The organism is Jeotgalibacillus campisalis (assembly GCF_000829515.1).
Classification (GTDB): Bacteria; Bacillota; Bacilli; order Bacillales; family Jeotgalibacillaceae; genus Jeotgalibacillus; species Jeotgalibacillus campisalis.
In genome coordinates this window covers 292416-305728 of the sequence record NZ_JXRR01000001.1, presented here as the reverse complement: position 1 = coordinate 305728, position 13313 = coordinate 292416, and the positions used below count along the sequence as shown (strand labels likewise).

Below are 13313 nucleotides of genomic sequence, written 5' to 3'. Positions count from 1 at the left end.
GGATTTAAATGAAGGATATTCTCTTTTTTTTAAAGCAGATTCATTCTTATTCAGGAAGCGTGCTCTATTTAAACCTCATGGCGATGATTGTCATCGGATTATTGGAGGGTCTGGCGATTTTATTGCTCATTCCCATGATTTCGTTAAGTGGTATTATTGATTTGAATATAGAAGGGATCCCCTTAATTGGGCTATTTTCTTTTTTAAGTGATATTCCGCCGTCCATTGGTCTTCCGCTGGTGCTGGGTGTTTTTGTTCTATTAGCTGTTGGTCAAAATTTATTGCACCGGACGATCACAATTCGAAATGCAACGATTCAGCACGGATTTTTGCGGCATTTGCGCATGGAAACGTATCGGAATCTTCTATTCTCCAATTGGAGCTTTTTTATTCAAAAAAGAAAGTCAGATATCATTAATATTCTTACGACAGAAATATCAAAAGCGAATGGCGGAACGCATTCAGTCCTGCAATTTATGTCCTCGATCATTACAACAGCTATTCAAATTGTACTGGCCTTTCTTCTGGCACCTTCAATTACAATCTTTGTGATGCTTTGCGGACTTATCCTGATTTATTTTAATCGACGATTTTTAAAACGGTCTCTTGCGCTTGGAAAACGAAACTTTTTATTAACAAAAGAATATATAGGCGGAATTACAGATCAGATGAATGGAATAAAGGATATTAAAAGCAATACGCTCGAACATTCCCGAATGGATTGGTATACAGGAATCACGAAAGGAATGCAGAATGAACAGATCGAGTATATGAAATTAAAAACAACTTCACAGCTTTATTACAAAATGGCATCAGCTGTTCTAATTGCTTTATTTGTTTACTTATCAATTCAATTATTTAATGCCCAGGCGGCTCAATTAGGGCTGATTGTAATCATCTTTTCACGGTTATGGCCTCGGGTTGCGGGCATTCAGGCTTCGCTTGAACAAATTGCTACCGTCCTTCCGTCCTTTAAAGCTGTGAAAGCATTACAGCATGAATGTAAGAACGCGCAGGAATTCACCTTACACAAGAACGATGCCGAGCCCATTTCTTTTGCTCATCAAATTGAATGCCGCAATGTGTTTTTTCGCTATAACCAACAGGAGCCCAAGAACACATTAGAAAATATAAATCTTATTCTGCCTTCCTTTAAAATGACTGCTTTTGTGGGAAGATCAGGAGCAGGAAAAAGCACGCTCATCGATTTAATTATGGGGCTGAATAAGCCGGAGTCCGGTCAACTGCTCATTGATGGAGTAGAGTTAACGAGGGATAATTTGTTATCGCTAAGACAAGCCATCTCCTATGTTCCACAGGATCCATTTTTGTTTAATACAACGATCAGAGAAAACCTGCTGCTTGTGAAACAGAATGCTTCTGATGAAGACCTTTGGGAAGCTTTGGCGTTTGCGTGTGCAGATCAATTTGTTCAAAGACTGCCAGATGGGCTTGATACCCTGATTGGCGACAGAGGAATCAAACTTTCAGGGGGAGAAAGACAGCGACTTGTTATTGCGAGAGCGATTTTGCGAAAGCCTTCTATTCTAGTATTGGATGAAGCCACCAGCGCACTTGACAGCGAAAGCGAGGCCCGCATTCAAGAAGCGCTTGAGCGGTTAAAAGGGAAAATGACGATCTTAGTCATTGCACATCGCTTGTCTACCATTCGTAATTCGGATCAGGTCGTCGTGCTAGAAGACGGGAAAGTGATTCAGCAGGGAGGCTTCAATCAGCTTTCTCAGGAAAAAAGCAAGGTATTTAGCCATCTGCTGAAAAGACAAATGGAAGTGGCTCCTTAAAAACGATTAAATTCATTACTAAATGAGGCAGGTTTCGTGAAAAAAAAGACTGGATGGACTTTATTGATCATTTTATTTATTGCGGGGATCGCGTTACTCATTTATTGGGACAACAACCGGATTACCGTAGAAGAGCAGGAGGTTCTCGTAACGGGTCTCTCAAATGAGTTTAATCACTTTCGAATTCTTCAAATCAGTGACCTTCATGAGAAAACGTTCGGAAATAATCAATCAAGGCTGATTAAAAAAGTTAATGCCATTGAGTATGATGTGATCATTTTCACAGGGGATATGCTGGATGATCCGGAACAAAAGAACTGGACTGCTTTTTATGACCTGCTTGAAGGGATTCAAAATAAAGAGCATGCCTTTTATGTGCCAGGAAATACAGATCCGGAAAGCTATACAATGAATAAAGAAGGCAGGATTGAAAAAAGCCTTTTTATAGAGGGGATGGAAGAGCGAGGAGTGTTATTGCTTGAATCCATTGAAACAATTGAAAGAGGACAGGAGAACCTGCATTTTGTTCAGTTTGATGCAGCGGTCATGAATCCGGATGAAGACTTTAAGCCGCTGAACGGAAGAGTTGGTAGAACCATTGAAAGAGAGCCTGCTTATACCGCCTATCAAAATGAGCAGCTAAAACAGTTTGAAAGGTTAGAAGGACAGGAAAAGGAAGCCATCGTTGCACTCAGTCATTACCCTATTGTCGATGTGCAAATAGATTATCTGAAAGAGCAGAAGAATTTCAGGGAATTTAGCTTAATTTTCGCTGGTCATTACCATGGCGGGCAAATCCGCCTGCCCCTTTTAGGTGCTCTATTTGTACCCGAAGCCTGGTATGACGATGGGGGGATTTTGCCTCCATCAGACAGAGTAAGCGGGCTTTGGGAGTATGAGGGGACCAAGCAATATGTAAGTACCGGACTTGGAAGCAGTGATGCGCTATCTTTTTTAAACTTCAGGCTGTTTAATCCTCCACAATTAAACGTAATCATGTTAAAAAACCGGGAAGAGAGCGGTGACCATTGAGTCGCCGCTCTTTTTTGTGCTGCGTTTTTTAGATAGCCGGCTGCAGCAGCTTAGCCTGCATCAGTCTTTGGCGTACAGTGATGCCAATCCATGCTGCTAAAAGTGCTTTTATAACACCAACGACTAAAAACGGGTACACGCCTGCAGCTAGAGCGGCCGTCCAGTTCAGATCAAATAAGATTTTGAGCCAGATGGTTCCGCATGCAAGGGTAACGACCATGCCGGCCAAATTAGCCGCAATCGCCATAGGCAGGGTGAAAGAAGTTTTTTCTAGAATAAGTCCTGTTGCATATGCCGCAGCAATAAATCCTACAATATACCCTGCAGTTGGCCCCACCATAACGTGAGCACCGCCGCTGAATCCTGCAAATACCGGCAGTCCTGCCATGCCAATCAGCATATAAACCACCATCGTAATCGCGCCGTAACGGCTTCCTAATATAGTGGCAGCAAGCCCTACTGCCAGTGTCTGACCGCTAATAGGGATTAACGGCAGAGGAATTTCAACTTGAGCTAATATAGCCGTAATCGCAGCGAAAATTCCGCAGTTGATCAGCATCCTTAATCGATGATTTTCCATAAAATCCTCCTTTTTGTAAACCAATATAATAATAAGTTAACACAAATCATCTTCTCTCACTATCTCTAATTTAAATTTTTCAAATTTAAAGGTAAATGAATTTAAAAAATAAAAAAACCATTTCCAATCAGCAACAAGTTGTTATATAATACATATTAATAAATATAACTGTTATATAACAAAAGGAGGATAAAGATGATTCACATCGACGGTTTAAAGATTGACCCCTTATTTTATACGTTTATTGAAAAGGAAGCACTGCCGGGTTCAGAGGTGGACAGCGAAGCATTTTGGCAGGGGTTTAGTGAGATTATTCATGATTTATCACCTGAAAATGGAGAACTGCTTGCCGTAAGAAACAGGATGCAGGAGCAGATTAATCAGTGGCACAGTCAATGGGATTGGAAGCAAAAGCGTGAAGAGTATGAAAACTTTTTAAAGGAAATTGGCTACATTGAAAGAGAAAAAGAACCATTCTCGATTGGGACTGAGCAGGTAGATCGTGAAATTGCTTCACAAGCAGGTCCACAGCTTGTCGTGCCGGTTAACAATGCCCGTTATGCCATCAATGCTGCAAATGCACGCTGGGGCAGCTTATACGATGCGCTGTACGGAACAAATGTCATTGATGAAGCTGAGGGAGCAGAAAAAGGAAGCGCCTATAATCCAATCAGAGGACGTAAAGTCGTGGACTATGCCAAGAGCTTCCTAGATGAAATTATCCCTCTGCAAAACGGTTCACACAAAGAGGTAACGCAGTATTCAGTAAAGGACGGTAAACTAGTTGCCAGCGTAATCAATGAAACAACACGCCTTAAAGATGAACAGCAATTTGCAGGCTGGCAGGGAGAAAGGGAAAATCCATCCTCTATTTTGCTGATCAATCATGATCTTTATATTGAAATTCAAATGGACAAAACCCATCCTGTTGGAAAAACCGATGCTGCCGGTGTGAAGGATGTTGTGATGGAGTCTGCCATTACGACCATTATGGATTGCGAGGATTCTGTTGCGGCTGTGGATGCAGAGGATAAGGTGCTTGTGTATCGGAATTGGCTCGGGTTAATGAAGGGATCACTTTCTTCTGTTTTTCAAAAAGGGGAAAAAGAGGTAACGAGAAATCTGAATGAGGACAGAAGCTACCTCTCACCAGACGGCAGTGAGCTGATTCTGCCTGGTCGTTCTCTGCTTCTTGTGCGGAACGTAGGCCATTTAATGACATCATCTATGGTGCTTGATCAAGAGGACAGAGAGGTTCCTGAAGGGATCATCGATACAGTGGTCACAAGTTTACTTGCAAAACATGATCTGCTTCGTAAAGGTAGAACGAAAAATTCTGCTGAAGGCTCTGTTTATATTGTAAAGCCGAAGATGCACGGCTCAAGAGAAGCGGCGTTTGCGAATACATGCTTTAATCGGGTGGAAGATCTTCTAGGTCTTAAGCGATTCACCTTGAAAATAGGGGTCATGGATGAAGAAAGGCGTACGTCCCTCAATCTTGCAAACTGTATTTTTGAAGTAAAGGAACGAATCGTATTTATAAATACAGGATTTTTAGACCGTACGGGAGACGAAATTCATACGTCGATGCTTGCAGGGGCAATGGTGCGGAAAAATGAAATGAAAGGCACGGTCTGGCTTCAAGGCTATGAAAAATCGAATGTGGATACTGGGCTGAAATGTGCGTTGCCCGGGCGTGCTCAAATTGGCAAGGGAATGTGGGCCATGCCTGATCAAATGAAAGAGATGATGGAACAAAAGCGCACGCATCTTGAAGCTGGCGGCAATACGGCATGGGTTCCATCGCCAACCGCAGCAACACTGCACGCGCTGCATTACCACCAGCTGCGTGTCAAAGACGTTCAAAAAGAGCTCCTGCAGCGTGTAAAAGACAGGCAGCAGGAAATGTTGACACTGCCTCTTTTCGAAGGTAGTTACACTAAAGCTGACATTCAGCAGGAGCTCGACAATAATGTGCAGGGTCTGCTTGGATATGTGGTGAGATGGGTAGAGCATGGAACGGGCTGCTCAAAGGTACCGGATATTCACCATGTCGGCTTAATGGAGGACAGGGCCACACTGCGGATTTCAAGTCAGCATCTTGCCAACTGGCTTGAGCATGGCTTATGTACAAAAGAACAGATTATGGAAACCTTAAAACGAATGGCCGAGGTTGTGGACCATCAAAACAGCAGCGATCCGCTTTATCAGCCTATGGCAAATGATTTCGAGCGTTCAATCGCATTTCAGGCAGCGTGTGACCTGATTTTTGATGGAAAAGATCAGCCGGGCGGATATACCGAACCGATTTTACACCGACGCCGGCAAGAGTTTAAAGCACGAACCTACGCAGCTAGAACATGAAAGATCTGTGTTATAGCACAGAAGCATTAAATTATTTATAAGATGAATTCACCTGTCAGAGAGCGAGTTTATCAAGCTGCTAAAAAATTTATATGCAACTGTTATAAAACAGTTGCATATAATTAACTACTGTTATATATTAGTTTTACACAAACATTTAGGAGGATGAGCATATGCAAATTCAACAAACACAATCAACAAGCAGAGACCTAATTGAACGCTGGATTGTCCAGCATGTCTTGGAAGGACGGTCTAATTCAGAACTCGAGGGAACCATGTTTGTTTATGGCAATGAGGCTTACACATTGGAGCAAACCTCACAGGGCGCTCTTTCCATAATAGAATACCCCGTATCAAATGTTGTGGTTTTCCGTAAAAAGGAAGAGGCGGATCCAGCAAATGTGTGCCGTGCTTGCGGGCTTGATTACTCAAGCTTTAAAGAAGCTATTGAGTGCTGTGCAGATGTAGATTAAATTTTTTTGAGTCTACTGTTATATAACAATGTTTAAATATTAATTTATGTATTATAACAAAGGGAGATGGAGAGAAATGAATAATGAAAAGCAAATGGATCAGCTGATTGAGAGTTGGAAGCAGGATCGTTGGAATGGAGTAGAACGGCCCTATACTGCAGCGGATGTAATCAAGCTTAGAGGATCAGTAGTAGTGGAGCAGACGCTGGCAAAAATGGGGGCAGAGCGGCTATGGGAGCTTGTTCATACAGAAGAGTATGTAAATGCACTTGGAGCGCTGACAGGAAACCAGGCGATGCAGCAGGTTAAAGCGGGATTAAAAGCGATTTATTTGAGCGGCTGGCAGGTAGCAGCGGATGCCAATCTATCCGGACATATGTATCCAGACCAAAGTCTTTACCCGGCCAACAGCGTTCCTCAGGTAGTCAAAAAGATTAATCAGACGCTGCAGCGGGCAGACCAGATACAGCAATCAGAAGGAGAGGGCGATACATACTGGTACGCCCCGATTGTAGCCGATATGGAAGCTGGTTTTGGGGGAACGCTGAATGTGTTTGAACTGACAAAAGCGATGATCGAAGCAGGTGCCGGCGGGGTTCATTTAGAAGATCAGTTATCTTCAGAAAAGAAATGCGGACATCTTGGCGGTAAAGTGCTGCTGCCTACGCAGACAGCCGTACGGAATTTAATTGCAGCCCGTCTTGCAGCGGATGTGATGGGAGTGCCGACCGTCATTATTGCGAGAACAGACGCAAATGCAGCGAATCTTATCACAAGTGACGTCGATCCATACGATCAGCCATTTATTAAAGGAGAACGTACTCCTGAAGGCTTTTATCATACGAAAGAGGGGATCGATCAGGCGATCTCACGCGGCCTTGCCTATGCACCCTATGCTGATTTAATCTGGTGTGAAACGTCTGAACCGAATATTGAAGAAGCGAGAAAGTTTGCCAGTGCGATCCACGAGAAGTTCCCAGGTAAAATTCTTGCCTATAACTGCTCGCCTTCTTTCAACTGGAAAAAGAAATTGGATGAAGAAACGATTGCGAGCTTCCAACAAGAACTTGGTAAAATGGGCTACAAATTTCAGTTTGTCACGCTTGCAGGCTTTCATTCACTTAATTATGGAATGTTTGAGCTTGCAAGAGGCTATAAAGAGCGGGGGATGGCTGCTTATTCAGAGCTTCAGCAGGCTGAATTTGACGCTGAAGAAAGTGGATATACTGCAACACGCCATCAGCGGGAAGTAGGAACTGGGTATTTTGACGCTGTATCTCTGGTGATCTCAGGTGGCACGTCATCCACTACCGCGTTGAGTGGATCTACAGAAAGCGAGCAATTTCAAAAAGCTTAGTTAACGTTGACAGCCGGAGAAATTCCCTCTAAAAGGGTGTTTCTCCGGTTTTTGTTTTTCTTAAACTCATAGTATTTTATCCCCGAAAAGCTCTCTTTCCTTTCATTTTCCCTTCACTTCCCTTACGATCAAAGTAATTCATATGTAAAACTGAAAAAAGCAATTGAAGGAGGAGCATATGTCACGTCAGGTCGATAAACAGTTGCAAGAATATAAGGAAAAACAGAAAAACAAAGGATGTCTTTTGGTTCGCTGCCCGGATCGGCCGGGAATCGTTGCATCCATTTCACGTTTTTTATTTCAATACAATGCAAATATCATCACGTCTAATCAGTATTCAACAAATCCTGAGGGAGGCGACTTTTTTATACGAATTGAATTTGCAAGCCCTTCTCTTCACGAAAATCGAAATGAAATAAAGAAATCCTTTGAAGCGATCGCGGAAAATTTCTCGATGGATTGGAAAATGACCTTTCCTTCAGAGGTAAAGCGGACAGCTATTTTTGTTTCTAAAGAGCTTCATTGTATTCGTGAGCTTCTCTTTGAATGGCAAAGCGGCGATTTAATGACAGAGATCGTTGTAGTCATCAGCAATCATCAAGAAGCGAAAGAGCTGGTAGAAGGCTTTGGGATCCCTTTCTTGCATCTGCCTGCGAGCAAGGAAAATCGTCGTGAAGTGGAAACACAGCAGCTGAAATGGCTGGAGGAATACCAAGTAGATTTGATTGTTCTTGCCCGTTATATGCAGATCCTGACACCGGTCTTTGTTGAAGCGCATCCGAAAAAAATTATTAATATTCATCATTCATTTTTACCGGCTTTTGTCGGGGCACGCCCATATGACCGAGCGTATCAGCGTGGAGTAAAGCTGATTGGTGCGACGGGTCATTATGTCACGAATGATTTAGATGAAGGACCGATTATCGAGCAGGATATTAATCGTGTAGATCACACGGATAATATTGAAGACATGAAAAAAATTGGCCGTTCCATCGAACGAAGTGTGCTGGCCCGCTCTGTTAAATGGCACATTGAAGACCGGATTATTGTAGATGGAAATAAAACAATTGTTTTTTAGAATATACACTAAAAAAGTTTAGCTAAATTAGGTAATAAAAAAAGGGTACCTTCACGAAAAAATTTACTCGTGAAGGTACCTTTTTTATGATGATACTAATTTCATTTAACTGCGCGTAAACCATCCAAAGAATAGGTTTATTGGAGCGGAAGGCGGGGACTCCTGCGTGATGCAGCGGGAAGGGTGAGACACTGCAGATGCGACAGCATCAAAGTGGCTCACCTCCCGCCACGCGGAAAGCCTCCGCCTGCAGCGGAAATAAACCGGTCTCCTTGTGCAGCTGCTTTGCCGACCTCTTTTTAATGGTCTTTAGGCGTATAATTTAACTTTTTAAACAGCTTTGTGCGTTCGTCTTTGGTTAAATCACGCCATTGCCCTTTTTCGAGTCCGTCAAGATGAATATTCATAATGCGAATTCGGGTAAGTCTTCGCACGGTATAGCCCAAAGCAGTACACATTCTTCTGATCTGACGGTTTAACCCTTGAGTAAGAGTGATTTTAAACACATGACTGGATAGTTTATCAACCTTACAAGGGAGCGTTTTAGTATCAAGAATGGATACACCATGTTCCATTTGCTTTAAGAAGTAATCGGATACAGGCTGGTCCACCGTGACAATGTATTCTTTTTCATGCTGATTTTCAGCACGCAAAATCTCATTCACGATATCCCCGTCATTGGTTAACAAAATCAATCCTTCTGAATCTTTATCAAGCCGTCCAATATGAAAAATACGCTGTGGATGGTTGACAAAATCAATAATATTCCCCTCGATATGGCGCTCTGTTGTGGAGGTAATGCCTGGGGGCTTATTTAATGCAATGTAGACATTGTTTTTTTCGAGCTCAACCGGCTTGCCATCTACTGTGACGACATCGCCCTGCTCAACACGGCTGCCAAGCTCAGCTAATTGGCCATTTAATTTAACACGGCCTTCTTCGATCCATTTATCTGCACCGCGGCGTGAAGAAATTCCTGCCTCGCTTAAATACTTATTAATACGCACGTTGTAACACACCTTTGTCTTCATATGTGTTTCAAAGATACCTTACTTCCCCTTATAAGTGCAACATTCACCTTAATTTTTGCATAAATATCGTTTAGAGGGGGAGCCTACCATGTGCCCCTAAATAAAAATGAGGAGGAAACAAAATGAAACAAAGCACGCCGAATCCGGATAACCGCACTGACAACGCAGACAAACTGAAAGAAATGGTACAAAACACCATTGGCAATATGGAAGCAGCTGAAGAAACGATGGCTTTTGCAGATGGCAAGGATAAAAAAGCGATTGAAGAGAAAAATAAACGCCGTCAGGACAGCATAGATGCAATGCGAAACGAAATTAAAGACGAGTCACGCGAATAATTGAAAATAGCAAAAAAAGGGTGCAGCTCCTCTATTGAGGAAACGCACCCTTTTTGTACTTATTTACTTTCCTCAATGATTTCTGCAACAATTTCATAGGAACGCAGACGGTCTTGGTGATCATAAATTTGTGAGACGATCATCATTTCATCGGCATTCGTATCATCTAAAAATTTCTGTAACTTTGCTTTTACTGTTTCCTTGCTGCCAATGATAGAAGAGCCAAGCTGCTGCTCAAGTGCAGCTTTTTCGTATGGCGACCAGATCTCATCCATATTTTCGACAGGCGGCGGCAGCGGTGATTCTGTACTGCGTATTAAATTTAAGAATGCCTGTTGGAGAGTGGTGGCGAGATACTGTGCCTTTTCATCGGTTTCGGCTGCTATGACATTGACTCCAACCATCGCATGCGGTTTTTCCAATGTGTCGGAAGGTTTGAAGTTCCGTCTGTATAAGTCGAGTGCCGGTAATGTATTGTCTGGTGAGAAATGACTCGCAAAAGAAAAAGGAAGACCCAGTTGACCTGCGAGCTGTGCACTAAAACCACTAGAACCAAGCAGCCAGACAGGAACAGAGAGCCCTTCACCGGGAATTGCACGAACTACAGGCTTATGATCAAGAAGGTCAGGATTAAAGTATGAGAGAAGTTCCTCAAGAAGTTCAGGAAACTCCTGTCCATTATTCCGGTTTCTTCTTAGGGCATGGGCTGTACGCTGATCTGTCCCAGGCGCACGTCCAAGTCCAAGATCTATCCTTCCAGGGTAAAGGGACTCAAGTGTACCAAACTGCTCAGCAATAATTAGTGGCGCGTGATTTGGAAGCATAATTCCGCCGGATCCAACCCGGATCGTACTCGTTCCTGCCGCCACATGCCCGATTAAAAGGGCGGTGGAAGAGCTTGCGATAAAGGGCATATTGTGATGCTCAGCAAGCCAGAAGCGGTTAAAACCCAGCTTTTCAGTGTGCTGAGCAAGAGAAAGTGTGTTTTTAAAGGCATCAGCTGCTGTGGCGCCTGCTACGATTGGTGACAAATCCAGTACGGAATATGGAATATCACTTAGTTTATTTTTCATAAAACCATCTGCTTTCGCTAAAATTGATCCAACAGGATTTGTAAACATAATCCATTTCGTTTGAATCTTTCACTAGTGTAGCAAGTTTAGGCTAATTGGAACATTAAAATGCTTAAAGGAGTCTTACGTTTAACGATTCAGTCTCTTCTTAATCTTTTTACAGTTTTTTAAACAAGCAAAAAACCCCGCCAGCCGATTATCAGCAAACGGGCTTTAAATCTCGTTATAGGAGAGTTTGATAAAAGGTTACTTGGCCTTTCCCTTTATTTTTTGAAGCATAAAGGGCCTGATCAGCGTAAGAGATCAGCGTGTGAAAATCACTTTCATCCTGAGGGAAAAGTGAGATTCCAATACTGCAGCCAATTTGGGCTGAAGATCCGTCTAGTGGGATTGGTTTACTAATTTCCTGTATGATCTGATGAGCCAGATTCAAAGCCACCTTGTCTCCTTTTTCACTGTAAGGAAGAAGGATAATAAATTCATCTCCTCCAACGCGGGAAACAAAGGCAGAATCAGGAACCTGTCTTCTTATAATATCTGCCACATACTGAAGCGTGCGGTCTCCTGCATGGTGTCCCAGTGTATCATTCACTTGTTTAAATCCGTCTAAATCCATGTAAAAGAATGCAAGTTTGTCTCCGTCCAACTGTGCTTCTCCGATCATTTGGGAGGCCGACAGCTCCAGTAAAATTCTATTTGGAAGCCCCGTTAAAGAATCGCGGTAAGCCATACCTTCCATCTTTAACAGATTGGATTCAGTTGTACTCATTGTTTTGATCATCAGTTGTAAAGAAGAAGACAACTCTTCAATTTCTTTAATGCCTGTGTAGGCAGGGAAATGCATATCTCTGCCTGTTGAAAAAAGCTGGGCTTGGTTTGAAATTTCATTAAGCGGTTTCGCAATCTTCCCCGCAATAATCCAGCCAATCAAAGCGAATATAGCAGCACTCAGGATTCCACTGATCAAGATCACGAAACTTAAGCTCTGGGCAGTCTCAAAAGCGGTTTCTTCAGGCTCACGAACAAGGACAGTCCATTGAATACCTGGATAGTCCCGATAACCTGCAGCCTCGGAATAACCTGTAAGATAGGATTGATCAGTTTGCCACTCTTCAACCATCCAGCCGGTACCGTATTGTTTTGCTTTTGTAATGCTATTAAGCGGCAGAGGGCGGCCAACAAACGAGTCGGGACCTAATACAACACGGTTATCCTCTGAACTAATCACAAATACCTCCACATCGTCCTCGTTGCTTGTTAGAGGGTCAATAATCGACGACTGAACTTCCTCAGCCCATTCCCAGCTTAGGTGAGTGGCTAACACGCCTTCAAAGTCACCATTTTCATTATGCAGAGGCATGCTGATATCGACAAATTCCAGTTTTCGTCCTGCAGGATTTGGGAGGAGCTCGGCTAAAAGAAGTGCTTCATGGACATCTCCGACAAAAGCATGCTCACGTGCTTCATAAAATACGGGCCTTTTTGAAATATCCTGACCTTCCAGTAGGCCGTTTGTGGATGCTGTAATCACTCCATTGTTATCCGAAACACCCATCCATGAAAAAGATGGAATCTGCTGCTGCACGTTATTAAGCAGCTGTCTTTTCTCTTCGTTTGAAGCATCGGCCTGAAAAGCTTCAAGACTGCTTAAAATAGATACTTCACTATATCTTGACCACATGTATTGATCCAGTTTGTCCGTCATTTGAAACGCAATATTTGATAATGATTCGCCTTTTTCTTTCTTTAGATAATCTGTTGCAATTTGGGAAACAATAAAACTTGAAAATAAAGCGAATAATAAAAGAAAAACGGCAAAGACCATTCCCCAGTAAACGCGTAATGTTAAAGACACAAAATTACTCCTTCATTCTTATCTATTTCGTTTATTATACCAAAAGTCCTGAATAAGAGGGGTGGAATTCTTAAAAAACATGCCAAAAGTATGAATAATTTTGAAATGTCTCTAATCAAATTAATTGTTTATTGAACGCAAGGTACTTTGATAGAGGAGCAGGGAGCATCTGTTTTGGAAAAAGTGTTGAGGGTCAGCCTTTAAAGATGTCATATTTATCAAGAGGTGTTCCCTAACATCCCGGGGGTAAATGATAAGCTGGAACGAATAAAAGTAGCAATTTATTTTTATGCAGGTTCATCTAAGTATGTTTCTTATTAGGAAGATTAT

General features: G+C 42.5%; 11 protein-coding genes. 7 read left to right on the top strand and 4 right to left on the bottom strand.

The genetic code is table 11. From position 1 onward, the window contains the following. Positions 1-8 precede the first annotated feature (8 nt). Positions 9-1802 carry an ABC transporter ATP-binding protein gene (locus tag KR50_RS01375; RefSeq protein ID WP_041053885.1) on the top strand — a complete coding sequence of 598 codons (1794 nt, stop codon included), beginning with the start codon at positions 9-11 and terminating at the stop codon, positions 1800-1802. A gap of 36 nt (positions 1803-1838) precedes the next feature. Then, positions 1839-2834: a metallophosphoesterase gene (locus KR50_RS01370; protein ID WP_041053882.1), complete on the top strand. Its 996-nt coding sequence runs from the start codon at positions 1839-1841 to the stop codon at positions 2832-2834. Positions 2835-2862: 28 nt separating this feature from the next. On the opposite strand, the gene KR50_RS01365 is transcribed toward KR50_RS01370, so the two are convergent. Next, positions 2863-3414, bottom strand: coding sequence for a biotin transporter BioY (locus KR50_RS01365; protein WP_041053879.1), 552 nt, complete (start codon positions 3412-3414; stop codon positions 2863-2865). 195 nt (positions 3415-3609) lie between these two features. Between KR50_RS01365 and KR50_RS01360 the strand changes: the two genes are divergently transcribed. From KR50_RS01360 to purU, 4 genes are all read left to right on the top strand, one after another. Continuing rightward, positions 3610-5778, top strand: coding sequence for a malate synthase G (locus KR50_RS01360; protein WP_041053876.1), 2169 nt, complete (start codon positions 3610-3612; stop codon positions 5776-5778). Between the two features lie 173 nt (positions 5779-5951). Then, complete coding sequence (locus KR50_RS01355; RefSeq protein WP_052476652.1) at positions 5952-6251, top strand: hypothetical protein; 300 nt, start codon at positions 5952-5954, stop codon at positions 6249-6251. 76 nt (positions 6252-6327) lie between these two features. Next, positions 6328-7608, top strand: coding sequence for an isocitrate lyase (gene aceA, locus KR50_RS01350; protein WP_041053874.1), 1281 nt, complete (start codon positions 6328-6330; stop codon positions 7606-7608). Between the two features lie 178 nt (positions 7609-7786). After that, the gene (gene purU, locus KR50_RS01345; RefSeq protein ID WP_041053870.1) at positions 7787-8686 is read left to right on the top strand and encodes a formyltetrahydrofolate deformylase; all 900 of its coding nucleotides are present in this window, start codon (positions 7787-7789) and stop codon (positions 8684-8686) included. A 299-nt stretch (positions 8687-8985) separates the two neighbouring features. On the opposite strand, the gene rluF is transcribed toward purU, so the two are convergent. Beyond that, positions 8986-9693 carry a 23S rRNA pseudouridine(2604) synthase RluF gene (gene rluF / locus KR50_RS01340; RefSeq protein ID WP_041053868.1) on the bottom strand — a complete coding sequence of 236 codons (708 nt, stop codon included), beginning with the start codon at positions 9691-9693 and terminating at the stop codon, positions 8986-8988. A 146-nt stretch (positions 9694-9839) separates the two neighbouring features. On the opposite strand from rluF, the gene tlp reads away from it, so the two are divergent. Continuing rightward, complete coding sequence (gene tlp, locus KR50_RS01335) at positions 9840-10055, top strand: small acid-soluble spore protein Tlp (protein ID WP_041053866.1); 216 nt, start codon at positions 9840-9842, stop codon at positions 10053-10055. A 59-nt stretch (positions 10056-10114) separates the two neighbouring features. Here the strand turns inward: tlp and KR50_RS01330 are convergent, their stop codons facing one another. Both KR50_RS01330 and KR50_RS01325 read right to left on the bottom strand, forming a co-directional pair. Continuing rightward, complete coding sequence (locus KR50_RS01330; RefSeq protein WP_041054453.1) at positions 10115-11128, bottom strand: LLM class flavin-dependent oxidoreductase; 1014 nt, start codon at positions 11126-11128, stop codon at positions 10115-10117. A 223-nt stretch (positions 11129-11351) separates the two neighbouring features. Next, complete coding sequence (locus KR50_RS01325; protein ID WP_041053863.1) at positions 11352-12983, bottom strand: sensor domain-containing diguanylate cyclase; 1632 nt, start codon at positions 12981-12983, stop codon at positions 11352-11354. Between the last annotated feature and the right edge of the window lie 330 nt (positions 12984-13313).

Bases quoted from the DNA above. Each gene is read 5' to 3' on its own strand.
- KR50_RS01375 (WP_041053885.1), top strand. From the start codon at position 9: ATGAAGGATATTCTCTTTTTTTTAAAGCAGATTCATTCTTATTCAGGA.
- KR50_RS01365 (WP_041053879.1), bottom strand. From the start codon at position 3,414: ATGGAAAATCATCGATTAAGGATGCTGATCAACTGCGGAATTTTCGCT.
- KR50_RS01360 (WP_041053876.1), top strand. From the start codon at position 3,610: ATGATTCACATCGACGGTTTAAAGATTGACCCCTTATTTTATACGTTT.
- KR50_RS01355 (WP_052476652.1), top strand. From the start codon at position 5,952: ATGCAAATTCAACAAACACAATCAACAAGCAGAGACCTAATTGAACGC.
- aceA (WP_041053874.1), top strand. From the start codon at position 6,328: ATGAATAATGAAAAGCAAATGGATCAGCTGATTGAGAGTTGGAAGCAG.
- purU (WP_041053870.1), top strand. From the start codon at position 7,787: ATGTCACGTCAGGTCGATAAACAGTTGCAAGAATATAAGGAAAAACAG.
- tlp (WP_041053866.1), top strand. From the start codon at position 9,840: ATGAAACAAAGCACGCCGAATCCGGATAACCGCACTGACAACGCAGAC.
- KR50_RS01330 (WP_041054453.1), bottom strand. From the start codon at position 11,128: ATGAAAAATAAACTAAGTGATATTCCATATTCCGTACTGGATTTGTCA.